At 57.1% G+C, this 25,935-nt stretch carries 23 protein-coding genes; 11 read left to right on the forward strand and 12 right to left on the reverse strand.

Going from position 1 to position 25,935, the window contains the following annotated elements:
* Positions 1 to 55 precede the first annotated feature (55 nt).
* Complete coding sequence (locus C813_RS27805) at positions 56 to 376, reverse strand: PTS sugar transporter subunit IIB (RefSeq protein WP_017459242.1); 321 nt, start codon at positions 374 to 376, stop codon at positions 56 to 58.
* A gap of 329 nt (positions 377 to 705) precedes the next feature.
* Positions 706 to 1,383 carry a type 1 glutamine amidotransferase domain-containing protein gene (locus C813_RS27810; protein ID WP_017459243.1) on the reverse strand — a complete coding sequence of 226 codons (678 nt, stop codon included), beginning with the start codon at positions 1,381 to 1,383 and terminating at the stop codon, positions 706 to 708.
* A 379-nt stretch (positions 1,384 to 1,762) separates the two neighbouring features.
* On the opposite strand from C813_RS27810, the gene C813_RS27815 reads away from it, so the two are divergent.
* Complete coding sequence (locus tag C813_RS27815; protein ID WP_025263863.1) at positions 1,763 to 2,020, forward strand: YdgH/BhsA/McbA-like domain containing protein; 258 nt, start codon at positions 1,763 to 1,765, stop codon at positions 2,018 to 2,020.
* 95 nt (positions 2,021 to 2,115) lie between these two features.
* On the opposite strand, the gene C813_RS27820 is transcribed toward C813_RS27815, so the two are convergent.
* The 3 genes from C813_RS27820 to C813_RS27830 all read right to left on the reverse strand — a co-directional run bounded on the left by C813_RS27820 (position 2,116) and on the right by C813_RS27830 (position 4,685).
* Positions 2,116 to 2,499 carry a DoxX family protein gene (locus C813_RS27820; RefSeq protein WP_017459245.1) on the reverse strand — a complete coding sequence of 128 codons (384 nt, stop codon included), beginning with the start codon at positions 2,497 to 2,499 and terminating at the stop codon, positions 2,116 to 2,118.
* A gap of 109 nt (positions 2,500 to 2,608) precedes the next feature.
* Positions 2,609 to 3,985, reverse strand: coding sequence for a heavy metal sensor histidine kinase (locus C813_RS27825; RefSeq protein ID WP_017459246.1), 1,377 nt, complete (start codon positions 3,983 to 3,985; stop codon positions 2,609 to 2,611).
* On the reverse strand, positions 3,978 to 4,685 hold the full coding sequence (locus C813_RS27830) for a heavy metal response regulator transcription factor (RefSeq protein WP_017459247.1): 708 nt from the start codon (positions 4,683 to 4,685) through the stop codon (positions 3,978 to 3,980). The genes C813_RS27825 and C813_RS27830 overlap by 8 nt, the downstream gene beginning before the upstream one ends.
* 166 nt (positions 4,686 to 4,851) lie before the next feature.
* Here C813_RS27830 and C813_RS27835 point away from each other — a divergent pair, with 166 nt between their 5' ends.
* Entirely contained in the window at positions 4,852 to 5,421 is a 570-nt protein-coding gene (locus C813_RS27835; RefSeq protein WP_017459248.1) for a YceI family protein, read from the forward strand.
* Between the two features lie 17 nt (positions 5,422 to 5,438).
* On the opposite strand, the gene C813_RS27840 is transcribed toward C813_RS27835, so the two are convergent.
* From C813_RS27840 to C813_RS27850, 3 genes are read right to left on the reverse strand one after another with little or no spacing between them, the layout of a single operon-like run.
* Positions 5,439 to 6,224: an anti-sigma factor family protein gene (locus tag C813_RS27840; RefSeq protein WP_017459249.1), complete on the reverse strand. Its 786-nt coding sequence runs from the start codon at positions 6,222 to 6,224 to the stop codon at positions 5,439 to 5,441.
* Positions 6,221 to 6,778 (reverse strand): sigma-70 family RNA polymerase sigma factor, encoded by a 558-nt coding sequence (locus tag C813_RS27845; protein ID WP_017459250.1) that lies wholly within the window; start codon positions 6,776 to 6,778, stop codon positions 6,221 to 6,223. The genes C813_RS27840 and C813_RS27845 overlap by 4 nt, the downstream gene beginning before the upstream one ends.
* The gene (locus C813_RS27850) at positions 6,759 to 7,280 is read right to left on the reverse strand and encodes a tetratricopeptide repeat protein (RefSeq protein ID WP_017459251.1); all 522 of its coding nucleotides are present in this window, start codon (positions 7,278 to 7,280) and stop codon (positions 6,759 to 6,761) included. The genes C813_RS27845 and C813_RS27850 overlap by 20 nt, the downstream gene beginning before the upstream one ends.
* Before the next feature lie 187 nt (positions 7,281 to 7,467).
* Here C813_RS27850 and C813_RS27855 point away from each other — a divergent pair, with 187 nt between their 5' ends.
* The gene (locus tag C813_RS27855; protein WP_017459252.1) at positions 7,468 to 9,132 is read left to right on the forward strand and encodes a phospholipase D-like domain-containing protein; all 1,665 of its coding nucleotides are present in this window, start codon (positions 7,468 to 7,470) and stop codon (positions 9,130 to 9,132) included.
* Between the two features lie 246 nt (positions 9,133 to 9,378).
* On the opposite strand, the gene C813_RS27860 is transcribed toward C813_RS27855, so the two are convergent.
* Positions 9,379 to 9,975: an NAD(P)H-dependent oxidoreductase gene (locus C813_RS27860; RefSeq protein WP_017459253.1), complete on the reverse strand. Its 597-nt coding sequence runs from the start codon at positions 9,973 to 9,975 to the stop codon at positions 9,379 to 9,381.
* Positions 9,976 to 10,087: 112 nt separating this feature from the next.
* On the opposite strand from C813_RS27860, the gene C813_RS27865 reads away from it, so the two are divergent.
* From C813_RS27865 to C813_RS27895, 7 genes are all read left to right on the forward strand, one after another.
* Positions 10,088 to 10,684, forward strand: coding sequence for a TetR/AcrR family transcriptional regulator (locus tag C813_RS27865; RefSeq protein WP_017459254.1), 597 nt, complete (start codon positions 10,088 to 10,090; stop codon positions 10,682 to 10,684).
* 60 nt (positions 10,685 to 10,744) lie between these two features.
* A complete protein-coding gene (locus C813_RS27870; RefSeq protein ID WP_017459255.1) occupies positions 10,745 to 12,001 on the forward strand; it encodes a nitrate regulatory protein in 1,257 nt (418 codons plus the stop codon).
* A gap of 273 nt (positions 12,002 to 12,274) precedes the next feature.
* The gene (locus tag C813_RS27875; protein ID WP_025263864.1) at positions 12,275 to 13,534 is read left to right on the forward strand and encodes a CmpA/NrtA family ABC transporter substrate-binding protein; all 1,260 of its coding nucleotides are present in this window, start codon (positions 12,275 to 12,277) and stop codon (positions 13,532 to 13,534) included.
* Between the two features lie 10 nt (positions 13,535 to 13,544).
* The gene (ntrB, locus tag C813_RS27880; RefSeq protein ID WP_017459257.1) at positions 13,545 to 14,432 is read left to right on the forward strand and encodes a nitrate ABC transporter permease; all 888 of its coding nucleotides are present in this window, start codon (positions 13,545 to 13,547) and stop codon (positions 14,430 to 14,432) included.
* Positions 14,433 to 14,441: 9 nt separating this feature from the next.
* On the forward strand, positions 14,442 to 15,236 hold the full coding sequence (locus C813_RS27885) for an ABC transporter ATP-binding protein (protein WP_017459258.1): 795 nt from the start codon (positions 14,442 to 14,444) through the stop codon (positions 15,234 to 15,236).
* A gap of 34 nt (positions 15,237 to 15,270) precedes the next feature.
* Entirely contained in the window at positions 15,271 to 18,183 is a 2,913-nt protein-coding gene (nirB, locus tag C813_RS27890; protein ID WP_025263865.1) for a nitrite reductase large subunit NirB, read from the forward strand.
* 17 nt (positions 18,184 to 18,200) lie between these two features.
* Complete coding sequence (locus C813_RS27895) at positions 18,201 to 21,944, forward strand: bifunctional nitrate reductase/sulfite reductase flavoprotein subunit alpha (RefSeq protein WP_017459259.1); 3,744 nt, start codon at positions 18,201 to 18,203, stop codon at positions 21,942 to 21,944.
* 118 nt (positions 21,945 to 22,062) lie between these two features.
* Here C813_RS27895 and C813_RS27900 read toward each other — a convergent pair whose 3' ends face one another.
* Together C813_RS27900 and C813_RS27905 are read right to left on the reverse strand one after the other, a co-directional pair.
* Positions 22,063 to 22,584 (reverse strand): surface-adhesin E family protein, encoded by a 522-nt coding sequence (locus C813_RS27900; RefSeq protein ID WP_017459260.1) that lies wholly within the window; start codon positions 22,582 to 22,584, stop codon positions 22,063 to 22,065.
* Positions 22,581 to 23,189, reverse strand: coding sequence for a hypothetical protein (locus C813_RS27905; RefSeq protein ID WP_017459261.1), 609 nt, complete (start codon positions 23,187 to 23,189; stop codon positions 22,581 to 22,583). The genes C813_RS27900 and C813_RS27905 overlap by 4 nt, the downstream gene beginning before the upstream one ends.
* Before the next feature lie 180 nt (positions 23,190 to 23,369).
* On the opposite strand from C813_RS27905, the gene C813_RS27910 reads away from it, so the two are divergent.
* Positions 23,370 to 23,711: a nitrous oxide-stimulated promoter family protein gene (locus C813_RS27910; protein ID WP_017459262.1), complete on the forward strand. Its 342-nt coding sequence runs from the start codon at positions 23,370 to 23,372 to the stop codon at positions 23,709 to 23,711.
* 144 nt (positions 23,712 to 23,855) lie between these two features.
* On the opposite strand, the gene flhA is transcribed toward C813_RS27910, so the two are convergent.
* On the reverse strand, positions 23,856 to 25,928 hold the full coding sequence (gene flhA / locus C813_RS27915; protein WP_017459263.1) for a formate hydrogenlyase transcriptional activator FlhA: 2,073 nt from the start codon (positions 25,926 to 25,928) through the stop codon (positions 23,856 to 23,858).
* Positions 25,929 to 25,935 lie beyond the last annotated feature (7 nt).

Consider the following 25,935-nt stretch of genomic DNA (forward strand, 5'->3'; position numbering starts at 1 on the left):
TGCAACATTGCGGTGAATGTGTGGGATCACTGTGTGATAAGCGAACGCAAAACGTTTAATTGGCGGCGGCTTTTTTTATTGCCGCCACGGCGGCCTTCAGAACACCTAAACCATCGACTTTGCCGTACAGCGAGGCGTCAATCACTTCGACAGGCTTATTGGGAAGCAGACGCTGGATATCCGGTAACATCCAGGCGATTTGTGGACCTAATAAAACAACATCGGCCTGCGGGCCTTTTTCACTGGCGAGCGTCTCGGGAAATGCTTCAATAATGACCGGGACTTCATATTTTTCCGCCTGGGTGCGCATCTTCGACACCAGCAATGACGTCGACATGCCCGCAGAACAAAACAGGTAAATATGTTTCTTTTCCATAAAAACGACCCTCATTGTCCGATGATCCGCCAGCCAGACTCGTTTATCTCTCTTCTTGTTGGCGGTGCGCCTAACCTAAATGACTTTTTTCTTGGGTTGAAGCAAGTATACGGGAGGGTTATCGGTGCGGGTATTTCATAAGGTTCCAAAATTGTCTCTGGTTGACCTGGTGCTTTGCGGGCCTTCACATTTTGGGTAATTTATCGTTAAAGAGGTGGGGCAGGCGGGAATAAGTACGGCTCAATTATTTCTGGATGGCACTGCGTAGCTGCGCAAAAAGAGGCTGCGAGGCGCCGCCATTACGCTGCGGGTAATGGCGGCAACAGCAATTAACTCAGCATGGCGACTAACGCTTTCGCCACGGCTTCGGAACTGGCCGGGTTTTGCCCGGTGATCAGTTTCCCGTCTTCGACGACGAACGGCGCCCAGTTCGGCCCTTTGTCATATTTCGCGCCAAGCGCTATTAATTCGTCCTCCACCAGAAACGGCACCACATTGGTCAGCTCAACATCCGCTTCTTCGCCGTTGGTAAAGCCGGTTACTTTGCGGTCTTTTACCAGCGGATTGCCGGATGCGGTTTTCACATGACGCAACACGCCCGGCGCGTGACAGACGAAACTCACCGGTTTACCGGCACGTTCGAACGCTTCAATCAGCGCAATCGAGGTGTCGGATTCGGCCAAATCCCACAGCGGGCCGTGGCCACCGGGGTAAAAGACAGCGTCAAAATCCCCGGCGCGTAGGCTATCGAGTTTAACGGTGTTAGCCAGCGCCTGCTGGGCTGCCGGATCGGCTTTAAAACGGTGGGTCAGTTCGGTCTGAAAATCCGGCAGATCGCTTTTTGGATCGAGCGGCGGCTGGCCACCGGCGGGTGAGGCGAGCACAACCTCGGCGCCTGCGTCTTTGAATACGTAATAAGGGGCGGCGAACTCTTCAAGCCAGAAACCGGTTTTTTTACCGGTATTGCCCAGTTCGCTGTGGGATGTCAGTACCATTGCTATTTTCATGTTACCTCCGTCGTAATGCGTTATCAGCGGCATTGCCGTTGCTATACTGAATGAAAACGTCGTTCAGTAAGCATAGCGATGAATATCGGGTTTACCGGGATTGTCGGAAAACTCCGGGGATAAGCGTTACAGCATTCACACTTTATTACATGGCGCTACATCAATAATCACTTCCTTTAATAATTAGCGCCAGCGCTGGCGAATATTTAACCGTGCATTGCTGCCATTTTTTATTTATTCCAAGAAATGTCTAATCCTGTAAATAAAGCCAGTCTGACAAACTTGTTATAAAACTGTCAGCCGCTGGTCAGCATGCGCTGAGTAATATTGCTTACGTTGAAACATGATTATTAAAACCTCTTTTATGCGGAGCCTTATTATGAAAACCCTTATTAATACCGTGCTTGCTGCAACACTGTTTAGTGCAATCTCTTTCGGCGCGTTTGCCGCGCAGCCTGTCACCGACGATAGCGGTCTGGTGCCGATGGGCACCATTTCAATTGCCAAAGCCGATACGGTCGCAGATCTCGAAGCGCAAGTTCAGCAGGCCGCTGAAAAAGACAACGCGAAATACTATAAAATCATCTCCGCCGGTGGCGATGAGTATATTTATGGCAATGCGATTTTGTACAAATAATAGCGTGCAATTAACCCCGGCCTTTCATTCGCTAACGGCCGGGGTTAATGATTCAGACATGGAAAAAGGCGCCGCGCAGGGCGCCTTTTTTCTGGCTATGATTTTCGTTGTTCTCGCGCCAGCAGGTAGAAACAGAGCAGGCCAGCGCAAATACTCATGTTTTTGGTGAATTGAATCACTTGCCCGGCTTGCTGGGGGCCACTTACCGCCCAGAACTGATGGAACATAATACTGGTGAGGAAAATATAGAGGATCCACAATAGCGATATTTCTTTTACCCGATAACCAATAATAAATGCCATGCTGCCACCCAGCTCAATGGCAATGGCAAAAATGATCATCAGTTTGCCAATTAACATATCGCCAAACGGCGTTTTTAATACGTTATCGGTAAAGTTAATTATTTTCCCGCTGCCGCTATATAAAAATAGCGGGGTAATTAAGATACGGGCAATGATAATAATCGTGTGATTGTTCATGCGTGATTCCTTGAATAAAAAATCAATGAGTGAGCATGAACAGTATATTGGAGACGCCCTGACGGGCGAATGACGCCACTCTGTCAAAGCTGTCAGGGAATGGCTGGCGCTATTTATTTAGCGCCAGCGTAAAGCCAAAGGTATTTTCGCCATTCTGGCTGGTGGCAAAGACATCACCGCCATGCATTTGCGCCACCGCTTTGACAATCGACAGCCCAAGCCCGTGGTTGGTATCGCTTTGCGTTCTGGCGTGATCGGCGCGGTAAAAGCGCTCAAATAATCTTTCCAGGTGGTGACTTTCAATAGCATCGCCGTAATTTTTAACGCTCACCGTCGCATGCTGGTCATTGCTGGTTAAAGTGACCGTAACCTGGCTGTTTTCATAGGCGTAGCGGGCGCTGTTTTCCAGCAAATTGGCGAGCGAGCGGGTAAACAGCCGCCTGTCGACGCAGATCTGAACATCACCTTCGATCAGCAACTGCAAATGGCGATCGGTGAACGACGGTTCGGTATATTCGGCCGTTTTTAACGCCTCCTCGCGCAGCGACACTTGCGAAAGCTGCGCCGGATGTTTGCCGGTTTGCGCATGGGACAAAAACAGCATGTCGTTGACGATCGACGTCATGCGGTTTACCTCCTCAAGGTTTGATTCGAGGCAGGCTTCGAGCTCCTCATGGCTGCGTTTGCGCGAAAGGGCTAATTGCGTCTGGCCGAGAATGCTCGAGAGCGGCGTTCTCAACTCGTGCGCCACATCGGCGTTAAAACTTTCCAGTTGTCGCCATGCGGTTTGCTGGCGGGCAAGCACGCCGTTAAAGGCTTCTGCCAGACCCTGCAACTCCTGCGGCAGCGCGGTGGCGTCCAATCGCTGGCCGTCAACCCCCGGCGCAAGTTCACGCGCCTGCTGGCTGAGAAGTTCCACCGGTTGCATCCCCTGGCGGGAGATGACAAAGCCTAAAAAAGTCACGAACAGCACGCCCATGGTGGTGATAAAAATCAGCACCTGGGTAAATTCATTCAGCGTGCCCATATACGGCGTAGAGTCGATAGAAACCACGAAATGCAGCGGCGTTACACCGTCGCGGTAATTAATCGTTTTGGTCAGAATGAACAGTGGACACTGGTCGGTTTTTTCCCGGTTTATGCGGCTAAAACCATCGGCTAGCGCGTTGAGATCGATCTCTTTTGGCGGCTCGCCACCCACTTGCAGCGTCGGATCGCTGCTTAAAATCCAGTAGTGAACGCGCCCGCCTTCTGAGTTACTCAGGCTCATTAGCTTGGTTTTGAGTTCGTCGAGTTCATGGTGATTAAACTTGGAAACGATCAACGGCTCCACCAGTGAGTAGCGGAACATTAACTCGTTATGCATCTGTTTATTTAGCGATTCGCGCAGCGACTCCCGCAGGCAAAGCGCATAGGCGAGGGCAATACATAAGGTGACCACCGCAAACGTCAGCGCCAGTTTGCGGGAAATAGAACGTTTAAACATATGCACTCATTTTGCCAGGATCGTCGTCGCGATACTCAAGGATGTAACCCATGCCGCGCACGGTATGCAGCAGCTTCTCTTCAAACGGGGAGTCGATTTTGGCGCGTAAACGTTTGATAGCGACTTCGACAATATTGGCGTCGCTTTCAAAGTTCATATCCCAGACCTGCTCGGCAATCATCATCTTCGACAGCACTTCCCCCTGGTGCCTGGCGAGCAGACTTAACAGGGCGAACTCCTTTTGCGTCAGGTCGATGCGCGTACCGTTGCGGTAAACTTTGCGCGCGAGCAGATCGAGTTGCAGGTTGTGGACCTGCAACTGAGAAATATCGAGCCCATCGGTTGGTCGGCGACGCAGCAGCGCCTGAATGCGGGCCACCAGCTCAATCAGTGAAAACGGTTTGGTCAGGTAATCATCCGCGCCCAGTCGCAGCCCTTTAACCCGCTCATCAAGCGAACCGCGCGCGGAAAGCATCAGCACCGGCGTCTGTTTCAGTTTGCGCAGGCTGGTAATGACGGTATACCCGTCCATCGACGGCAGCATGACATCCAGAATAATGGCGTCGTAATCCATCTCCGTTGCCAGAAACAACCCCTCGCGTCCGTCGGCGCAGACATCGACGTTGTAACCCTGCTCGCGAAGCGCGGTGTTGATGTAAGACGAAATTTTCTCTTCATCTTCGATTAAAAGGAGTTTCATGACGCTGGCCCTGATGATTACCTATAACTGACGCCAATAATATAAAGCGTTGCCGCTAACAATTGCCTGACCGTTAACTGACAATTTTGTAAGCAAAAGACGTTATAACGAATAAAATTCCCGCCTGGTGCGTTTACGGGGTATCTGCAATCGGGAGAATCCATTTATGAAACGCATTATTCCGGCCATGATGATTGGTCTTTTAAGCGCGCCGGGAGCACAGGCGATGCCGCTCAGCTACCGCATCGCCACGCCGGCAACCACGGTTGCGCTCTCCTGGCACGCCTTTGGCGGCGTTTCACAGGCGCATCTTGAAGGGGTGAGTGGCGACGTGACGCTGAACCCGGCAAAGGAGATTGAGGATCGCATCAACGTGACGATCCCCGTTGCGACACTTATCGCCTCTAACAGCCTGCTGACTTACCAGTTGAAAAGCAGCCTGTTTTTTGATGCGGAGCACTACCCGACAATCGCCTTTAGCAGTAGCCGAGTGGTGGATTTAGGCGACGGGCATTTCCGGGTTTTTGGTTCGCTGGCGGTAAAAAATGTTCGCCGCCCGGTGATCCTCGACGCCACGCTGCGAAAACAGGGCAGGGAGGATTCGGGGCAACTTTCGCTGCATGCCACCACCGCTATCTCCCGTTCGGCATTTAACATGGATAAGTTCGCCATGCTGGTGGACGACACGGTAACGATAAATATTGAAATCCATGCGCAAACCCGCCAGCCAGCGTAAACCGTGACGGGCAGGACTTATGACAGCGCGGCGTGCAGCGCCTGCGCGTGTTGTGCCAATTGTGGCGGTGGGTTCCGGCCTATCAGCACAAATTGATAGCCGCGCTGATGCCACCAGACGAGGTGCATATCGTGGCGATTTTCAGGTGTTAAGGCGCGCGTTTGGGAATGTCGTTCCGGCGAAATACACAGCGCCATCGGGCCATATTCCGCATCCATCCACGCGATTTGCGCAATCGAGGTGCTGTCATAACGCAGCATGCGCACCATTTTCAGTTCTGCGCCGGTCAGAGCAAGTTGCGCCACCTTCACGCTTAAGCCGATATCCTGTGCCGTGCGCGCCAACCCGCGTTGCAATGCCGTGGGCGAGCTGTCTGCATCCAGCAGTGTTTCCGCGCTATACAGCGACATGTATTGCGCTTCGAGATCGCGGATTTTCTCGCTCTCATCACGCGCCGCCGCCAGTGGCCTTGCGAAATAGCCAAGCCCGCTACCGATAACCAGAAAACTGAGCGACGCGGCAATCAGCGAACGGCGGCTGACGCCTGTGGATGAGCGGGGCGACGCCAGCAGATCGTTTAATCGAGCCTGCATCCGTGCTGCGGGAGCTTCATCAAGCAGCGGTGCAAACGCCTCGGCAAAATCCGCAGGGTTTTGTCTTAGCGCCTCGGTACGGCTGGCGAGCTGTTCGTCTTGTGCAAGCTGGCTCTCAAATTGTTGCGCATCCGCTTCACTCATCTCACCATCGAGCCAGGCGACAATCGCGTCATCCTGGTAGGGCGGTGTAAATATTCTGGGTTTCACGAGCGTTTCTCCTGGGGTTTTGGCGGCGTAGTGGCTTTTTTCGCCAGCGTCGCGCGTGCGCTCGCCAGCCGACTCATGATCGTGCCGATAGGCACTGCGAGGGTGTCTGCCGCTTCCTGATAGGTAAACCCTTCGACATAAACCAGAAATACGGTATTGCGCTGCGCCTCCGGCAGCGCGCTGACGTGCTGCATGACTTTCGCATAATGCCGCCGCGTGTCATCCTGGTCGTGGGTATCCGCCGCCTGCAGTTCGTCGCTCTCCACAAAACCTTGCCCCATCCGCACGCGGCGCGCGCGCAGATCGGAGATCCAGATCGAGTGCAGAATGGCGAACAGCCAGCCGTCTATGCGTGTACCGGGGGTAAATTGCGCACTCTTTTCCAGCGCGCGAACGCAGGTCGACTGCACCAGTTCTTCGGCAACCTCGCGGTTGCGCGACAGAACCAGCCCGTAGCGCCACAGGCGTGTCAGATGTGCAGCAAGTTGCTGGCGAACGTCACTGGTGGTGATTTTGCGCTCCTCGCACCGGTAGTCAGGACTCAGGGTGACCATTAATCGCCGCCTGCAAATCGCGATACTCCTCGCATTGCACACCGCACAGCGTGGCGATGGTCTTCAGTTGCTCTTTTGCCAGATCCGGGCGGCCTTTCACCAGCCACGCTTCACCGAGATATTCACGCACTTTCGCATACTGCGGGTTGAGCGCCAGCGAACGCTGATAATAGCCAATGCCTTCATCGGTGCGACCCAGTTTGCGTGTGGCGTAACCCCGGTAGTTCCAGGCTTCGGCGGTATTGGCGTTTTTCAACGTATCCAACAGATTCAGCGCCGCCTGATACTCCCCTTTTTTCGCCAGATGATAAGCATAATGGGTTTTATCATCGTCACTGAGGCGGCTGCTTTTTTCCGCCACACACTGTTTGAGCGTGCTGTCATAAACCTGCCCGCTCGGGCAGTCTGGCGTTTTACTGTTGGTATTATCGTCTCCGGCGGCAAAAACCTGCGTGGCAGGCAGCAAAAATAGCGACAGTAATAGCGGGGCGAGCATTTTCATTTTGAGTTCCTTCGGTAGCGTGAGTAGTGAGTTAACGCCGCAGTGGCGATTTCTATTCGAAAAAAATCACTTCCCCGCAAAGCGCTGCTGATGCGGGCGACATCACCGTTGCGTCACACATCCGGTTTATAATTTCATACGGCGTGTCGCGGTAATGTGAGTCTCTGATTCCGGCGGAGGGTAAACCATGCGTGTTAGCGGGCAGCAAGGTGAATTAACGGCATTAGCGGTGGCGGGCAGTTATGTGGTGTTGCTGGGCTGGGATATGCCAGAACAGCACATCCTCGCCGGTAATATTCTCGGTTTCGCCATTCAGCGCACGCGAAAAAGCGACGGGGAGGTTATCTGGTTAAGCGGTATGAAAACCTTCGCCAGCGTCGAGCCGACGCCCGCGCCAGGCGTGCCGGTCTCCTCGTTCAAACACCCTTTCCAGACCTTTCAATGGTCTGATTACAGTGTTTCGCCCAATACCGAATATAACTACAAGATTGTCGCCATGCGCGGGCCTGCCGGGGCGTTAACGCCGGGCGATGCGGTGCAACTGACGGTACTAACCGAGCCGGTGGATAACGGCGAGCACGCGATTTTCTTCAACCGTGGGGCGATCGCCTCCCAGGAGTATGCCCGGCGCTTTCACAATGCCAGCCCGGCGGAGATTGGCGATGCGGCCTGGAAGTGGCTGTCGCGCGGCCTGCTTGAGGGGCTGGAGCGGTTTATCGGCCAGGCGGATAAAGGTGATGAGTTGCACGGTGCCATTTTTGAATTCAAAAACAGCCGCATTTACGAGGCGTTAAAAAGCGCCGCCGCGCGCGGCACGACCGTGAGCGTGATCTACGATGGCGACTCGCAGCGCGAGTCCAATGAAAAACATCTGGCGCACAGCGGCATCGAGGCGCTGACGCACCCGCGCATACACTCTGGTCGCTATATGCATAACAAGTTCTTCGTTTTTCGGCGCCAGGGTGTGTCGCAGCAGGTGTGGACCGGCTCCACTAATCTCAGCGAAAACGGCATTTTTGGTCACTCGAATAATGCGCACATCGTTCGCGATCCCCGCGTGGCAGAGCAGTATGAAACCTACTGGCAATTACTGTTGCAGGATTTAACCCGCGCGCCAACGGCGAAAAAAGTCGAAACGATCACCGCCGCGCCGCCGGTTCCCTGGCGTGATGAAGTCAGTACCGTCTTTTCGCCGCGTACTTCGCTTACCGCGCTGGAGTGGTACGCCAAACTGGCGGCGGACGCGCAACGAGCGCTCTTTGGCACGTTCGCCTTCGGCATGAACAAACTGTTTGTTCCCGCCTGGGATCGCACCGATGAGGTGTTACGCTTCGCCCTGCTGGAGAAAAAAGGTTCCGGCAGTCAGTACAAGCAACAAGCGGCGGAAATCGACCGTATCCGCAAACATCCAAATGTCACCATCGCCGTTGGGCAGAACCTGGTGCTGAACGCCTTTGACCGCTGGCTGAAAGAGATTGAAAGCCCGGTAGAAGAGACGCACGTCACGTACGTTCACACTAAATATTTGCTGATCGACCCGCTTGGTCCGGAGCCGATTGTGATTGTCGGTTCGGCGAATTTTTCCGCCGCCTCCACCGACACCAATGATGAAAACATGTTGGTGATCAAGGGCAACGCTGCCGTGGCAGACGTTTATCTTGGTGAGTTTATGCGCCTCTTTACCCACTATGCGTTTCGTGAGTCGGTGGCGCGCTCGCAACAACGCATCATTGCGGGCGCGGTGTCGCCAAAATACCTGTACGAAACCACGCAGTGGATTGATGCCGCTTCCGGGTATTTTGTCGCCGGTAGCGACCGCGCCCTGCGTCGACGCTACTTTTCCGGCCAGTAAACCGCGGCAAAATGGCGGTGGCAGCAAATAATTGCCGGTGGCGATAGTTTCGCCGCCGGTCTTTTTTTCTGCCTTTGTTCGGCCTGATAAAAAGCGAAATAACCGCTAATAAAGCGCAACGGCGAGGATATTTTGCTTAAGTGCGATAAAAAGCAAAGAAATGCGGTGCTTATCCTTCTCGATGTGGATGATGCTTATCCGTCAAACCCGCCTGTGTAGCGGGTTTTTTCAGATAAAGAGAGAAGTTTACTGCTGGTGAGTAAATATTCTCTCGCCAATTTTTTGCGCCTCATTTAATAACGCCTCCGGCGTGCCGAAATCAGGCAGCATCAGTGTGGCGTTGGTGCGGACCGGCGCGCCGCAATAATCAAAAATCCCGTGGGCGATTTGCGTGTTCCAGGCTTGCGCATAACCATGTTTTTCAAACGTTTTCATATCTGAACCGCCGAGCGCAAGCAGATGCACAGGCAAATGCCCCAGTTTGCCGGACACCTTGCCGTTTGCGCCCTCTTCATAGGCCCAGCCGTTGGAAAAGACCCGATCAATCCAGCCTTTTAACAGACCCGGCATCGTCCACCAGTAAATGGGAAATACCAGTACCAGCGCATCGGCTCTTGCGATGCGCGCCTGCTCGGCCAGCACATCGGCAGGCAGCGGCGCGCCTTCACTGAAAGCAGCGTGATCGGCTGCAGAAAACAGGGGATTAAAGCCTTCTTGCGCAAGATCGGCAAACTCCACGCTATTTTCCGGCGTTTCGCCCGTTATTCCCGCCGCAACCGCCTGCGCCGCGCGATGGGTTAACGAGCTTGCTAAAGGGTGAGAAACCACGATTAACGCATGCATCTGAACCTCCTCGATTGCCATCCGCCGTTAACGGACGTAGTCTTATATACTAAAAGTAACCTACCATTAGTAAGTTACTTTTAGTATATAAGCCTGTCAAGGGAGAAACATCATGCCGGAAACGCGTGTGCGTCAGCGCTTGTCGCGGGAAGAGCGTTATTCGCAGCTTGTCGATGTCGCGTGGCACATTATTCGCGAAGAGGGCACCGAAGCACTGACGCTCGGCCATCTGGCGGAGTTAGCCGGTGTCACTAAGCCGGTGGTGTACGATCATTTCACCAGCCGTTCCGGGCTGCTGGCGGCGCTCTATCGTGAATATGATCAGCGCCAGAACCGCAAAATGGATGATGCGCTGGCAAAGACCGCGCCGGAACTCGCCGCGCGCGCGTTGGTTATCGCTACCGCTTATATTGAGTGCGTGCTGTTTCAGGGGCGCGAAATGCCAAGTTTACTGGCGGCGCTTGCCGGTACGCCGGAACTGGAAACTATCCGCCGCGAATACGCCGTCGATTTCATCGGCAAGTGCCGCACCCTGTTCGCGCCATTTTGTGGCGAACCGCTGCGTGATGCGCCGCTGTGGGCCATGCTGGGTGCCGCCGAAGGACTCGCTTGGGCGGCGGTGCAGGGCGCTATCAGCGAGTTGCAGGCGAAAGAGGAGCTTTGTGCGGTCATTATCGCCATGGTACGTGCGACGCTGCCGCGCAGCTAACGCTGTTCTACCTGGCGCGCGCCTTGCATCAGGGAAGCAGGACTTCCCTGGAGCATACGCATGATAGCCAATTCATCGACCACCATCCGTTTCCTGCTCGCCTCGCGCCAGTGTGAGCTCAACGGCCTGCGTTATCTGCTGCAAAGTGGCGAGCTGGTGGGCAAAATCAGCCAACTGGTACACATGCTGCAACGCGAGCGCGGAACCTCCAATATGTTTCTCTGCTCAAGCAAGGGGCAATTTGCCGATGAGCTGATCCTGCGCGAACAAGAGGTGGCGCAGGCACAAGCCCCGCTGATGGCGCAACTCGACACGCTGGAGCAGCAGATTGCCGCGCTGCCGCAGGCCAGCCGCCTGTTCAGCCACGTCGCAAGCGTCGTTTACGCCCTGAGTGTGTTACCCGCGTTACGCCAGCAAATCCGCCAGCGCACGCTGCGGTTACCGCAGGCGATGGGCTTCTTTAATGACATCATTCGCCACCTGTTGTCGCTGGTGTTTGAGCTTTCTGACACCGCCGCCGAACCGGCCATCTCCCGGCAATTAATCGCCATGTTCAGCTTTATGCAGGGCAAAGAGTATGCCGGCCAGGAGCGGGCGACCGGCGCGGCGGCCTTTGCCGCTGGTACTTTCAGCGAGGAGACGCAGCAAAAATTGCTCAGCCTGATTGAACGTCAGGAGCGCTGTTTCGCCACCTTCGCCGATTTCGCCGACGATGAGCACCGCCTGCGCTGGCAGCAGATGGCGGCCGACAGCCAGTTTGAACGCCTGCGGCGCATCGCCTGTACCGGGCGTGAGTTATATGAAGCCGACAGTTGCCTGCGCTGGTTTGCCCTTGCCACGCAGCGCATTGACGAGATGAAAACGCTGGAAGATGCGCTGGCGCAAACGCTGATGGCGCACTGCCGGGCGCGCATTGCCGCCACCGAGCAGGCGAATAATGAGCAACTCGCCGATATCGAAAGCCTGATGCCCACGCACGAGAACGAAGAGAGCAGTTACTCTGTCTTTAGCGACGCACACGGCTGGCTGGAGAGCGGCGGCCTTCGCCCGCAGCTTGGCCGTTCACTGCTGGTGCTGGTGCAGCAACAGTCGCGGCGCTTGCAGGCGCTCGACACTGAACTAGCGGCGCTGCGCGAAACGCTCAACGAGCGCAAACAGATTGAGCGCGCGAAAAGCATGTTGATGCAGCACCAGCAAATCAGCGAAGAAGAGGCCTATAAAACCCTGCGGCGTATGGCGATGAACCAGAACAAAAAGCTGATTGAAATCGCCAGCGCCATGCTGGCGGTGGCCGATGTTTTTCAGGCTAACCCTTAAGGAGTAGCTGCACATTGCCAGTGCGAAAAGTGCCCTTTCGCAGTGCGCCGCGCTGGGTTGTTAACGGCAATATGCCGCGAAATCCGCCGCTTTCAATTCTGGCATAGCCTTTGCTTTAATCTTCTCAGGTAAAAAAATCACAACGCGCACCCGGCCAACGGCGGTCGGTTTAGCGTTAAGCGGACAACGGCGTCCATAAGCGTGCAGCTTTGCACGGGCTTATGGGCGCCGTTTTTTTTTGCATCCCACAACGGTGAGCAGCGCGAGGGTGGCATGGGTGATAACAACACGAAAGGTATGACGGTTTCCCGCCGTCAGTTTTTACTGGGCAGCGCGGCGCTGGGCGGTAGCCTGCTGGTGCCGGGTGTCATCAACCGCGCCTGGGCCGCCGGTTCTGACGCACCGGAACTTAAAGAGATCCGCGTGGGCTTTATTCCGCTCACCGATTGCGCCTCGGTGGTGATGGCGGCGGTTAAAGGTTTCGACAAAAAATATGGCATCACCATTTTGCCGAGTAAAGAAGCCAACTGGGCGTCGGTACGCGACAAACTTCTTTCTGGTGAATTGAACGCCTCGCACATTCTCTACGGCCAGCTTTACGGTCTGCAGATGGGGCTTTCCGGGCCGCAAACCAATATGGCGGCGCTGATGACCCTCAACCAGAACGGGCAGGGGATCACGCTCGCAAACTCGCTGCACGAGGCGGGCGTCACCGATTTGCCTGCGCTGGCGAAGCATCTCGCCGCCAGCCCGGCGGGCACTTACACCTTTGCGCAGACCTTTCCGACCGGCACCCACGCCATGTGGCTCAACTACTGGCTGGCGAGCGCGGGTATTAACCCGCTCAACGACATCCGCAGCGTGGTGGTGCCGCCGCCGCAAATGGTGATGAACATGAAAATTGGCAACATGGTCGGCTACTGCGTTGGCGAGCCCTGGAACCAGCGCGCTATCAGTGATGGCATCGGTTTTACCGCCGCGACCAGCCAGGATATCTGGCCGGATCACCCGGAAAAAGTGCTCGGTACGCGCGCCGATTGGGTTGAAAAGAACCCCAACAGCGCCCGCGCGCTGACCGCCGCGATCCTGGAAGCCTCGCGCTGGATTGACGCCTCGGACGACAACCGTCGCGAAACGGCGAAGGTGATTGCCGGGCGCGCTTATCTCAACACCAAAGAAGAGACCATTGTTGGCCGCATGCTCGGCCAGTACGACAACGGCATTGGCAAAAGCTGGAAAGATCAGCACGCGATGCGCTTTTTCCACGATGGCTCGGTCAACTACCCGTGGCTCTCCGATGGCATGTGGTTTCTCACCCAACACAAACGCTGGGGGCTGCTCGACAGCGACCCGGACTACCTCGCCATCGCCCGCCAGGTGAACCGCATTGATATCTACAAACAGGCCGCCACCAGCGTGGGCAATGTTTCGCTGCCGGACAGCGATATGCGCAGCAGCGTGTTGATGGATGGTGTTCGCTGGGACGGCAGTAACCCTGCCGCCTACGCCAACGGCTTTAGCGTGAAAAAATGAGAGGTTGCTGATGAAAAACCAGGCGCAAGTTATCCCGATCCCGCTGGACGAAGCGGCGAAAACCCCACAACAGGCAGAGATTGTTACGCTGCCCGCCAAAGTGCGCGTGCGTCGTCGCCCGTCGTTGTTACGCCCGCTGATGCAGCGCGTGGTGCCTGCGCTGCTCGGTATCGGTCTGCTGCTTTGCCTGTGGCAGGTGGCGGCGCTGAACAGCAAAAACTTTCCCACACCGTGGCAAACGTGGCTGGCGGCGCTGGAGATTTTCACCGACCCCTTTTATGTCGCCGGGCCGAACGATCAGGGTATTGGCTGGAATGTGCTGGCCTCATTAGAGCGCGTGGCGACCGGTTTTGGCCTTGCCGCACTGGTCGGTATTCCCACCGGTTTTTTGATTGGCCGCTTTCGTTTCGTCGCCAGCATGCTCAACCCGCTTATCTCCCTGCTGCGCCCGGTCAGCCCGCTCGCCTGGTTACCGATTGGTCTGCTGCTGTTTCAGCGCGCGGAACCGGCGTCAAGCTGGACGATTTTTATCTGCTCCATCTGGCCGATGATCCTCAACACCGCCGAAGGCGTACGGCAGATCCCGCAGGATTATCTGAATGTCGCGCGGGTTCTGAAACTTTCCGAGTTCGCCATTATGCGCAAAATCCTGCTGCCCGCCGCGCTGCCGGGCATCCTCACCGGCATGCGGTTATCGATTGGCATCGCCTGGCTGGTGATTGTGGCCGCAGAAATGCTGACCGGCGGTATCGGCATCGGTTTCTGGATCTGGAACGAGTGGAACAACCTGAATGTGGAACACATCATCATCGCCATTGTGGTGATTGGCGTGGTCGGTCTGCTGCTCGAACAGGCGCTGATGTGGATTGCTAACCGTTTTAACTACACCAACCGCTAGGGGGCTCTGATGCGTACCAATCCGATTATCCAGGTTCAGCAAGTGAGCCAGCGTTTTAACACCAGCAGCGGTGAGTTTCTGGCGCTTGATAACGTTAGCTTTGACATTCACCCCGGCGAAACCCTTAGCCTGATTGGTCACTCTGGCTGCGGCAAATCTACGCTGCTGAATCTGATTGCAGGGCTGACGTTGCCCACCAGCGGCGGCCTGCTGTGCAACAACCGCGAAATCGACGGCCCAAGCCCGGAGCGCGGCGTGGTGTTTCAGAACCATTCGCTACTGCCGTGGTTGACGGCGTACGACAACGTCGGGCTGGCGGTGCGCCAGGTGTTTCGCGGCGAGATGAGCAAAGCGGAGATGCATGAATGGATCATGCACAACCTGGATTTAGTCCACATGTCCCACGCGTGGAATAAGCGCCCGCACGAGATCTCCGGCGGCATGAAGCAGCGTGTCGGCATTGCCCGCGCGCTGGCGATGAAACCGAGCGTACTGCTGATGGATGAGCCTTTCGGCGCGCTTGACGCCTTAACCCGCGCCCATTTACAGGATGCGGTGATGGAGATCCAGCAGCGCCTGCACACCACCATTGTGCTGATCACCCACGACGTGGATGAGGCGGTGCTGCTCTCTGACCGCGTGTTGATGATGACCAACGGCCCGGCGGCAAGCATTGGCGAAATGATGGCGGTGGAACTGGAGCGCCCGCGCTCGCGTGTTTCGCTCGCCGACGACGCGCAGTATCAGCGCTATCGCCAGCAAGTGCTGCATTTCCTGTATGAGAAACAGTCCAAAGCGGCCTGACCTCTCTTTCTCTTGAGCATTAAGGATCCAGGTGATGAAAAAGCCCGTTTTAGCGGTGATCGGCCACGGCATGGTGAGCCACTACTTTCTGCAACAGCTCGTGGAGCGCGAACTGCACCAGCATTACGAGATTGTGGTGTTTGGCGAAGAGCGGCTGCCCGCTTATGACCGCGTGCATCTTTCGGAATATTTTGCCGGGCGCAGCGCGCAGTCGTTGTCGCTGGTAAGTGAGGGGTTCTTTGCCGACAACGGCATCACGTTGCACTGCGCGAGCAAAATTGTCGCTATCGACAGCCAGCAACGCTGTGTGCGCGATGCGCAGGGTGTGGAAACCCATTACGACACGCTGGTGCTCGCTACTGGTTCATATGCTTTTGTGCCGCCGATCAGCGGCAATACGCGCCCCGGTTGCCTGGTCTATCGCACGCTCGACGATCTGGATGCCATTGCCGCGCAGGCGAAGAACGCGACACGCGGGGTGGTGATTGGCGGTGGTTTGCTGGGGCTTGAGGCCGCCAACGCTCTGCGTCAACTGGGGCTGGAAACCCACGTCGTCGAGTTTGCGCCGCGTTTGATGGCGGTCCAGCTCGACGAAGGCGGTGCCATGATGCTGCAACGCAAAATCGAAGCGCTGGGCGTGCAGGTGCATACGCGTAAAGAGACGCGGGAAATCATCGACGGCGAGCAGGCGCGCCATCGCCTCTGCTTTGCCGACGGCAGTTTTCTGGAAACCGATCTGCTGCTGTTCTCGGCGGGTATTCGCCCGCGCGATGAACTGGCGGAAAGCGCCGGGCTGCAAAAAGGGGCGCGCGGCGGCATTGTCATCAACGATCACTGCCAGACTTCTGATGAGGCGATTTACGCTATCGGTGAGTGCGCGTTGTGGAACGGGCAGATTTTTGGCCTTGTCGCACCCGGCTACCAGATGGCGCGTAGCGTGGCGGACAAGCTTGCCGCGCGTGACACGCCGTTTATCGGTGCGGATATGAGCACCAAACTGAAACTGCTTGGCGTCGAGGTGGCCTCTATTGGCGATGCGCACGGCAAAACCGCCGGCAGCCAGAGTTACCAGTGGACCGATGGCCCGCGTGAAATCTACAAGAAAATTGTTGTCTCTGCCGATGGCAAGCGGCTGCTCGGCGCGGTGCTGATTGGTGATAGCGCCGATTACAGCCTGTTGCTGCAAATGATGCTCAACGACATGCCGCTGCCTGCGCAGCCGCAAACGCTGATCCTGCCTGCGCTTTCCGGCGAAGTGCCAAAAGGGTTGGGTGTTGCAGCGCTCTCCGCCAGCGCGCAAATCTGCTCCTGCCATAACGTCAGCAAGGGCGATATTGCGGCCGCCGTGGCGGGCGGTTGCAGCGAGCTGGGAGCGCTCAAAAGCTGCACTAAAGCGGGCACCGGCTGCGGTGGCTGCGTGCCGTTGCTGAAACAGGTGATGGAGCACGAGCTGCAACAGCTTGGCGTGGAGGTGAAAAAAGATATCTGCGAGCATTTTGCCTGGTCGCGCCAGGAGCTGTATCACCTGATCCGCCTGCACGATATTCGCACGTTTGACGCGCTGATTGCGCAGTTTGGCCAGGGGCACGGCTGCGAAGTGTGCAAACCGCTGGTCGGTTCCATGCTCGCGTCTTGCTGGAACGATTACCTGCTTAAACCGCAGCACCTGCCATTGCAGGACACCAATGATCGTTTCTTCGCCAACATACAAAAAGATGGCACCTACTCGGTGGTGCCGCGCATCCCGGCGGGCGAAATCACTCCTCAGGGGCTTATCGCCATCGGTGAAGTGGCGCAGCGCTACAACCTGTACACCAAAATCACCGGCGGGCAGCGAGTAGATCTGTTTGGTGCGCGGCTTGAGCAGTTGCCCGCGATTTGGGAGGAACTTATCGCCGCCGGATTTGAAACCGGCCACGCTTACGGCAAATCCCTGCGCACGGTGAAATCCTGCGTCGGTTCCACCTGGTGCCGCTATGGCGTGCAGGATTCCACCGGCATGGCTATCGCGCTGGAGAACCGTTACAAGGGGCTGCGCTCGCCACACAAAATCAAAATGGCGGTCTCCGGCTGTACCCGTGAATGCGCCGAAGCGCAGGGCAAAGACATTGGCGTGATTGCCACCGACAAAGGCTGGAATCTGTATGTCTGCGGCAACGGCGGTATGAAACCGCGCCACGCGGATCTTTTTGCCAGCGATCTCGACAGCGAAGCGCTGATCCGCACCATCGACCGGGTGTTGATGTTTTATATCCGCACCGCCGACCGGCTACAGCGCACCAGCACCTGGCTGGACAACATGGAAGGCGGTCTGGACTACCTCAAACAGGTGGTACTGGAAGACAGTCTCAACATTGGCGCTGAGCTGGAGCGTGAAATGCAGCAGGTGGCCGACAGCTACCAGTGCGAGTGGAAAACCACCCTTGATAACCCGCAAAACCGCCTGCTGTTCCGGGGCTTCCTCAATAGTGATAAACCCGATGAAGCGGTAGTGATGGTGCCGGAGCGCGGGCAGATCCGCCCGGCCACCGCGCAGGAAAAACCGCCAATGCAGAACCATCCACATACCGGTGATGGTGAGTGGGAGCACATTGCTGCACTGGCCGATATTCCGGCGAACGCTGGCATGGCGGCACGTCTTGGTCAGCAGCAGATTGCCCTGTTTCACCTGCCTGATTGCGTGGAGCAAGTTTTCGCGCTCGAAAACCATGAACCCGGCAGCCAGGCGAATGTGCTGGCACGTGGGCTGGTGGGCGACGCAAGCGGTGAGCCGATGGTTATCTCCCCGCTGTATAAAAAGCGCTTTCGCCTGCGCGACGGGCAAAGCCTGGACGATGCCGGGCTGCGTCTGCGCGTCTGGCCGGTGAAAATCCTGCACGGGCAAATCTGGGTGCAACACGCGTCCGCTGCGCAGAACACTTTCCCGGCAATTGCCGAAGCGTCTTAAACAAAACCGGGGGCGAAATGGAGCAGATTAAAAGCGTATGCCCCTACTGCGGGGTGGGCTGCGGGCTGGTGATGCAGGTGGAAAACCAGCGCATCATCAGTGTGGTGGGCGATAAAAGTCACCCGACCAACCAGGGGCGGCTGTGTACCAAAGGCAAAAGCTGCGCCGGGGCGATAACGGCGACTGGCCGTCTGGAGAGTGCCTGGCTGCGCACATCGCGCCAGCATGAGCCGGTGCGTACGGCAATGGATGAGGCCATACGCGAAACGGCGCGGCGACTGCGTGGCATTATCGATAAGCATGGCCCGGATGCGCTGGCGCTGTATGTCTCCGGCCAGATGTCTTTAGAAGCGCAATACCTGGCGAACAAGCTGGCGAAAGGGTTTATTGGCACCAACAATATCGAGTCCAACTCACGTTTGTGCATGGCCAGCGCCGCCAGCGGCTACAAGCTCTCGCTCGGCGCGGATGGGCCGCCGGGTTCTTATGACGACTTTGAACATGCCGATCTGTTTTTGGTGATTGGCGCGAACATGGCCGACTGCCATCCGATCCTGTTTCTGCGCATGATGGAGCGCGTCAATGCCGGGGCGAAACTGATTGTCGTTGACCCCCGACGCACCGCCACGGCAGACAAAGCCTCGCTCTTTTTGCAGATCAAACCCGGCACCGATCTCGCGTTGCTGAACGGTTTGCTGGCACTGTTGGTGCAAAACGGTCAACTCGATAACGATTTTATTGCCCAACACACCGACGGCTGGCAGACGATGCCGGATTTCCTGCTGGACTATACGCCACAGCAGGTAGCGGAGCGCACCGGGCTGCGTGAAGCTGACATTCGCCAGGCGGCGCAGTGGATTGGCGAGGCGGGCGAATGGATGAGCTGCTGGACGATGGGGCTAAACCAGAGCACACACGGCACCTGGAGCACCAACGCGTTATGCAATTTACACCTGGCTACCGGCGCGATTTGCCGCCCCGGTAGCGGGCCGTTTTCGCTTACCGGCCAGCCGAACGCGATGGGCGGGCGGGAAATGGGCTACATGGGCGGCGGGTTGCCGGGCCAGCGATCGGTGCTGGTGGATGAAGATCGCGCTTTCGTCGAACAGCTATGGCAACGTCCTGCGGGCACGCTGCGTGGCGAGGTGGGCGGCGGCACGGTCGCGCTGTTTGACGCAATGAGCGCAGGTGAGATCAAAGCCTGCTGGATAATCTGCACCAACCCGGTCGCCACCGTGCCAAACCGCGAAAAAGTGATTGCCGGGCTGGAACGCGCGGAACTGGTGATTGCGCAGGATGCGTTTCTGGATACCGAAACCAACCGCTATGCCGATATCCTGCTGCCGGGCGCGTTGTGGGCGGAAGCCGAAGGGGTGATGGTTAACTCCGAGCGCACCATGACGCTGATGCAGCAGGCCGTCTCCCCGCCGGGCGATGCGCTTGCCGACTGGCAAATTATCGCCAGAGTGGCGTGCGAAATGGGGTATGCAGAGGGTTTTCGCTACGCCAGCGCCGCCGAGGTGTTTGATGAAATCCGTGCCGCTCACAACCCGGCAACCGGCTACGACATTCGCGGCGCGAGCTACGCGCGGCTGCGCCAGACGCCGTTACAGTGGCCGTGCGCGCCGGATGATGATCAAACGCGTCACCCCATTCGCTATTTGCAGGATAAGGGGAGCGTACGTTTTGCCACTGCCAGCGGCAGGGGGCAATTTTTTGCCCGCCCGGATCTCGCGCCGGCCGAAATGCCGGATGACGACTACCCGCTGGTGCTCAACACCGGACGCGTGCAGCACCAGTGGCACACGCTCACCAAGACCGGCAAAATCCCGCTGCTCAATACGCTCAACCCCGGCCCGTTTATTGAAATCTCCCCTGTGGACGCACAACGCCTGGCGATAAGCGAGGGCGACTGGGTGGATATCCGCTCGCGGCGCGGTATGGCAAGGCTGCCTGCGGTGGTGACTGACCGGGTACGACCCGGCAACAGTTTTGCACCTTTTCACTGGAACGATCTGTTTGGCGAAAACCAGGCGATCAACGCCCTGACCAGCGATGCGCTGGATCCGGTTTCGCTGCAACCTGAGCTGAAACACTGCGCCATCGCGCTGGCGCGCAGCGAGCAGCAGCCTGCACCCGCCGTTGCACCCACAACGGATGAGGACAGCGGGTTAGTGCTGGTACTGTGGGCTTCCACCACTGGCAATGCGCAGGCCTTTGCCCGCCGCTGCGCCGAACAGCTTCTGCATGCCGGGCTGGCGGTAAAACTGCGCGCCATGGATAGCGTCGGTATTAACGATATTGCCGCCGCGCCGCGCGTGTTACTACTCGCCAGCACTTTTGGCGATGGCGATCCGCCTGCTAATGGCGCGGCGTTGTGGGCGGCGTTGAGCGCCGAAAATGCACCTGCGCTGAGCGGGACGGCGTTTTCGGTGCTGGCGTTTGGCGATGCCAGTTACGCACAGTTTTGCGGTTTTGGCCGCAAACTCGATGCCCGGCTGGCCACCCTTGGCGCACAGCGGCTGCTGGCATGCCAGGTGTGCGATGCGGGCGATATTGACACAGCACAGCAGTGGCTGGCGGCGATCCATACTGACATTCTGCGGCTCGGTGCGCTGCCGCAACGCGCGGAGCAACCCACGGTGAAACCCGGTTTCAGCCGCCACGCTCCCGTCAGCGTGCCGCTGGTCACTAACCAATTGCTGAGCGCGCCGGGGGCGGAAAAAGAGATCCGCCAGTTCGCGTTTGATCTGCAGGGTAGCGGCCTGCACTATGAAGCGGGCGACGCACTGGGCGTCTGGCCGCGCAACTGCCCGCAGCGGGTCGCCGACATCCTCGACCTGCTGGCGCTGGACGGGCAACGCGTGGTGCAGGTGAGCGGCGTGGGCGAGATGACATTGCAGGCTGCGCTCTGCGACTGTTTCGACATTACGCGGATCACCCCGGAGATACTGCGCCTGGTGGCTGACCATGCGCAAAGCGAAACGCTGGATAATCTGCTCGCCAGTGAAAACAGTACCGAACTTACGCAGTGGCTGTGGGGGCGGCAGATCATCGATCTGTTGCAGCGTTTTCCGGTACATCTGGCGGCTGAACCGTGGCTTGCAGCGTTGCGCCGTTTGCAGCCACGGCTCTATTCCATCTCCTCCAGCCCGAAAGTTTCCCCGCAGCGCGTTGAACTGACGGTCTCCACCGTGCGGTATGGCGACAGCAAGCAACGCGGCGGTGTGTGTTCGACCTTTCTGGCGGATCGCGCCGGGCACGTGGCGATCTTTATTCAGCCCGCGCCGCATTTTCGCCTGCCAGCCGATCCGAACACGGCGGTGATCATGGTCGGTGCTGGCACCGGCATTGCGCCGTTTCGCGGTTTCCTGCAGGAACGCCAGGCAACAGGGGCGAAAGGCGATAACTGGCTGTTTTTTGGCGAGCAACATGCGGCCACGGATTTTTATTACCGTGAGGAGCTGGAAGCCTGGCAGCGCGACGGCATTTTACAACGCTTCACCTGCGCGTTTTCCCGCGATCAGGCGCAGAAAATCTACGTTCAGCACCGCATGCTGGAGCAGGGCGAAGCGCTGTGGCGCTGGTTAGCCGCCGGGGCGCACTTTTATGTTTGCGGCGATGCGAGCCAGATGGCGAAAGATGTCGAAAACGCCTTAAAACAGGTGGCGCAAACTTTTGGCGGCATGAGCGCTGACGAGGCCAACGCCTGGCTGGCGGCAATGGCGCGGGAAAATCGCTACCAGCGCGATGTCTATTAAGCGTAGATGCAGCCGACACGGCGGGTTTTCAATCGCCGACATTCGTGACGTTAGCCAACAGTGGGCGATGCTCGGTGGCATCTGCCCACTGTAGCCCGGTAGCATTCTGTGCCGATGACTATTTTCCGTTCTGTAACACAGTGAACAGCTCCGGTGTTTGCGTATCGCGTTCGGGCTCTGCGGGCAGGCGCTCCGCCGGGAGCTTACACAGCAAGCCTGCCGTAATGCCGATTAAGGATGTTGGTGGGTAATCCTGCCACTGTCCTGGCGTGTTCATGCGGGCGATTTTGTCGCCGGTGGCAAAATGCTCTGAAAAGAAGAGTTTATGTACATGAGCGAATTGGTGCGTATCACAGTTCACCACCAGGCTCTGGCGTTCGCTGCGAATCATCATCAGCGGATTCTTTTTCACCGGCATGCCTTCGTTGTAGTTATGAATCACGTCAATACGGCGCAAATAGGGATTGCCGTCGTAAAGGGAAATGGTGCGAAAATCAAGATAGCTGACGCCGCTGCTGAGTGTCACGAACTTAACGACCTGTTTGGGTGGTGTTTCCTCTTGCGTAGCGGTGGTGCCAAGATGGCTGGTACAGCCGGACATCAGCAGCAGTACTGAGCCAAGAAACAGGGATTTTTTCATTTTTGCTCTCCTTGCAGATCCGGGCGCACCGCCAGTAACTCGTCCTTGCTGACCTTGCCTTGAATTGAGCAACGCAAAAAGGTTTTACCTTCGCTCACCTCCAGCATAGCGAGTTTTTCCACGCTATCCGCGGCCGGGGCAATACCGCTGACGGCGGTTTTGTTGACCCGCCATGTTGTCTCACCGACGCGTTTGATCAGCGGATTGCCGTAATAGCCGTCAGTGACTTTTTGCCAGTGAACATCAGGCAACGCCGCTATCACCGTAGACATGGGCTCTTCGACCACCCATCCCCAGAAGTAATAATCACCCAATTTGCCCAGTGACTCCTGAGACCTGTCAAAGCCAGAAATGGTGAGCTGATTTATGCGCAGCGGCTTGCTAAACCATACGATACCGGAACCGTCTTTCGGCGCGGCAAACCAGGCGTGATGTTGGTTATCTGTCACCAGTGGCGCGGTGTGTGCAAGTGTGGCTCGCTGCTTATAGAGTTCACTGAAAAAAGTGCTGTCGCAACGCAGCAGACTTTCTGTCAGCGTTTGCGCTTTTGCGGCTCCGGTCATCGTCAGCGTGAGCAGCGCCAGGGGAAGAAAAAAAGATTTCATGTTTGTCCTTAAGGGTATGCGCCGTTTGTTATTACGGCTCCATTTTTTCATCGTCAGCAGAAGTGCGTACACAGGTATCGGCATGAGAGGCCTGGCCTTTACATGAAAACGAGGCGGGCAAGGTTTTTTGCGCATTTATTAAGGTGTATTATTTATGCATCTTAACTATTGGTGACATGTATGGCTGGCACCCGGATCCTGCGAGAAAAACTGACTATCCGCAAAATGATTGCCCTTTATCAGCGCGCCTGCCCGGATGCGGTAAGCAGCGCGGCGCACTACGCGGATTTGTACGCTTATGCGGAAAAGCGGCTGGATAAATGCGTGTTCGGCGAAGAGAAACCGGCCTGCAAACAGTGCCCTGTACACTGTTACCAGCCTGCGAAACGCGAAGAGATGAAACAGATTATGCGCTGGGCCGGGCCGCGCATGCTATGGCGTCACCCGGTGCTGACGGTGCGCCATTTGCTTGATGACAAGCGCCCGGTGCCGGAGTTGCCGGAGAAGTACCGGCGCAAATAGCGGGTAAAGGTAAAAAAGCAGGATGCGTTTTCGGTGAAGGTGGGGAACGAAGGCGGGTTAAGCGTTTGCCGGATTGGCGGTTTTACGGCGCTGCTGACGTGCAAAGAAACTCCCGACGCGCGAAAATGCCCGTCGGGTCTGCGGCTATAACGTCTCTTTATCAATACCTAATCGTTTCATTCTGGAGAGCAGTGTGGTGCGTTTGAGCCCCAGCCGCTGCGCCGCGCCTTTTGGCCCGGCGACCACGCCGTTGGTTTCCCGCAGTACGCGCACAATCAGTTGATACTCATCTTCCCCTTCGCGCGCCACTTCGGCGGGCGTTTCGGGCGCGGCGGACGGCACGGCGATTTCCGCCATTGAGAGTTGCAGCACGTTGCCGCGCGTCAGCAGCACCGCACGTTCGATCACATTCTCCAGCTCACGCACATTTCCCGGCCACTCCATCGCACTCAGCACGCGCAAGGTTTCTGCCGGAATGCTGTCGATATTGCGCCCCATTTTGCGCGCGATTTTAAAGGTGAAGGCTTTCACCAGCAGCGGAATGTCTTCCGGGCGCTCGCGCAGCGGCGGCAGGTGGATCGGAAACACATTCAGGCGGTAATAGAGATCGCTGCGAAATTCCCGGTCTGCGACCATCTGTTTAAGATCGCGGTTGGTGGCGGCGATAAGCCTGACATCGGTCTGGATCAGCTTGTTACTGCCGAGGCGCTCAAACTCCTGCTCCTGCAACACGCGCAGCAGCTTGGGTTGTAGCTCAAGTGGCATATCGCCCACTTCGTCAAGAAACAGCGAGCTTTTATCCGCCAGCTCAAAACGCCCGATGCGCTGCGCGCTGGCACCGGTAAACGCGCCGCGCTCGTGACCAAACAGATCGCTTTCCAGCAGCCCGGCGGGCATCGCCGCGCAGTTCATCTTCACCATCCGGCGGCTGTTGCGGTCGCTAAGGTTATGAATGGCGCGCGCGATAAGCTCTTTGCCGGTGCCGGTTTCGCCCAGGATCAGCACCGTGCTGTTGCTCTGCGCCACCATCTCAACCTGCTTGAGCACGCGGTACATCGCATCGCTGCGCCCGATAATCTCGCCAAACTCGCTATCGACATTATTGAGCTGTTCGGTAAGCGCGAGGTTCTCATCCACCAGCCGCTCTTTCAGACGGTGGATCTCCTGGTAGGCCAGCGCATTATCCACGGCAATGGCGATACGCTCGGCAATCTGGCGCAGCAGTTTCAGGTTCGCCGGGGTAAACACCTCTTTCTGGCACTGCGCCAGTTTCAGCACGCCCAGCAGATTTTTCCCCGACATCAGCGGCAGCAGGCACAGGGTCTGAATGTTGTTGCCCCAGGTTTCAAACAGCATCCGCTCGTAGGGCGCGAGTTTGTCACGCTCATGCAGATTAATCAGCAGCATCTCCTGGCTGTTAAATACCCGCTCGGTCAGCGTTCCCTGTTCGTCGACTTCCTGCGTTTCATGGGCGGGGTCGGCTTCATCCAGATAATGCGTCGAGTAGATGGTCAGTTTGCCCTTGCGGCTGCCGCGAAGCACCAGACTGATAGCGTCAATGCCGAAGTAGTAGTGGATCTCTTTCGCCACTTCGCTGACCAGTTCATCCATATGCAGCCGGGAGAGCACCGCATTGGTGATGGCCACCAGAATGCGGAAATCGTCGCGCTCCTGACACAGAAGCTCGTAGTCCGGTGTGGGGTGCTCGCGGCTTTGCAACTGCTCGGCAACCACGGCAACAATTTGCGTCAGCGTATGCAGGCGCTCGGTCTCTTTGTCGCTCCATGGCCTGTCGCTGGTGCGGAAAAATTCACAGCCGCCAAAAATCTGCCCTTCGGCGGCGAGCGGCAGCAAGCTGTAATGGGCGAATGCCGGGTAGATCCGGCTTTCGGCAATGGCGGGCCAGGTCTCACTAAAGAGTTGCGCGGTGCAGCGCAGCGCCTGCGGGTGAGAGAGAATATGCCGCACCGGGCCGCCTGCCAGCAGCGCCTGGTCGTTATATCTGGCGCTGTTGTCGGGACCTTGCACGGCGTAACGGCTGGCGAGGTGGCTGTCGGCATGCCACAGCACAATCGCGGCGTTATCGGCGAGACCCGCCTGGCGGGTCAACCGGGTTAACGTTTCACAAAGCGCGGCCATATCGGGTTGCTGTAATAACATCCGTGTTATATCAAACAATCCTTGTTGCCCGAGATCGCTCATCGGTGTATACGACATTTTGCTT

This window comes from Kosakonia sacchari SP1, assembly GCF_000300455.3.
Classification (GTDB): Bacteria; Pseudomonadota; Gammaproteobacteria; order Enterobacterales; family Enterobacteriaceae; genus Kosakonia; species Kosakonia sacchari.

Coding starts and splice junctions, on each gene's coding strand:
- C813_RS27805 (WP_017459242.1), bottom strand. CDS start 376: ATGGAAAAGAAACATATTTACCTGTTTTGTTCTGCGGGCATGTCGACG.
- C813_RS27810 (WP_017459243.1), bottom strand. CDS start 1,383: ATGAAAATAGCAATGGTACTGACATCCCACAGCGAACTGGGCAATACC.
- C813_RS27815 (WP_025263863.1), top strand. CDS start 1,763: ATGAAAACCCTTATTAATACCGTGCTTGCTGCAACACTGTTTAGTGCA.
- C813_RS27820 (WP_017459245.1), bottom strand. CDS start 2,499: ATGAACAATCACACGATTATTATCATTGCCCGTATCTTAATTACCCCG.
- C813_RS27825 (WP_017459246.1), bottom strand. CDS start 3,985: ATGTTTAAACGTTCTATTTCCCGCAAACTGGCGCTGACGTTTGCGGTG.
- C813_RS27830 (WP_017459247.1), bottom strand. CDS start 4,685: ATGAAACTCCTTTTAATCGAAGATGAAGAGAAAATTTCGTCTTACATC.
- C813_RS27835 (WP_017459248.1), top strand. CDS start 4,852: ATGAAACGCATTATTCCGGCCATGATGATTGGTCTTTTAAGCGCGCCG.
- C813_RS27845 (WP_017459250.1), bottom strand. CDS start 6,778: ATGGTCACCCTGAGTCCTGACTACCGGTGCGAGGAGCGCAAAATCACC.
- C813_RS27850 (WP_017459251.1), bottom strand. CDS start 7,280: ATGAAAATGCTCGCCCCGCTATTACTGTCGCTATTTTTGCTGCCTGCC.
- C813_RS27855 (WP_017459252.1), top strand. CDS start 7,468: ATGCGTGTTAGCGGGCAGCAAGGTGAATTAACGGCATTAGCGGTGGCG.
- C813_RS27860 (WP_017459253.1), bottom strand. CDS start 9,975: ATGCATGCGTTAATCGTGGTTTCTCACCCTTTAGCAAGCTCGTTAACC.
- C813_RS27865 (WP_017459254.1), top strand. CDS start 10,088: ATGCCGGAAACGCGTGTGCGTCAGCGCTTGTCGCGGGAAGAGCGTTAT.
- C813_RS27870 (WP_017459255.1), top strand. CDS start 10,745: ATGATAGCCAATTCATCGACCACCATCCGTTTCCTGCTCGCCTCGCGC.
- C813_RS27875 (WP_025263864.1), top strand. CDS start 12,275: ATGGGTGATAACAACACGAAAGGTATGACGGTTTCCCGCCGTCAGTTT.
- ntrB (WP_017459257.1), top strand. CDS start 13,545: ATGAAAAACCAGGCGCAAGTTATCCCGATCCCGCTGGACGAAGCGGCG.
- C813_RS27885 (WP_017459258.1), top strand. CDS start 14,442: ATGCGTACCAATCCGATTATCCAGGTTCAGCAAGTGAGCCAGCGTTTT.
- nirB (WP_025263865.1), top strand. CDS start 15,271: ATGAAAAAGCCCGTTTTAGCGGTGATCGGCCACGGCATGGTGAGCCAC.
- C813_RS27895 (WP_017459259.1), top strand. CDS start 18,201: ATGGAGCAGATTAAAAGCGTATGCCCCTACTGCGGGGTGGGCTGCGGG.
- C813_RS27900 (WP_017459260.1), bottom strand. CDS start 22,584: ATGAAAAAATCCCTGTTTCTTGGCTCAGTACTGCTGCTGATGTCCGGC.
- C813_RS27905 (WP_017459261.1), bottom strand. CDS start 23,189: ATGAAATCTTTTTTTCTTCCCCTGGCGCTGCTCACGCTGACGATGACC.
- C813_RS27910 (WP_017459262.1), top strand. CDS start 23,370: ATGGCTGGCACCCGGATCCTGCGAGAAAAACTGACTATCCGCAAAATG.
- flhA (WP_017459263.1), bottom strand. CDS start 25,928: ATGTCGTATACACCGATGAGCGATCTCGGGCAACAAGGATTGTTTGAT.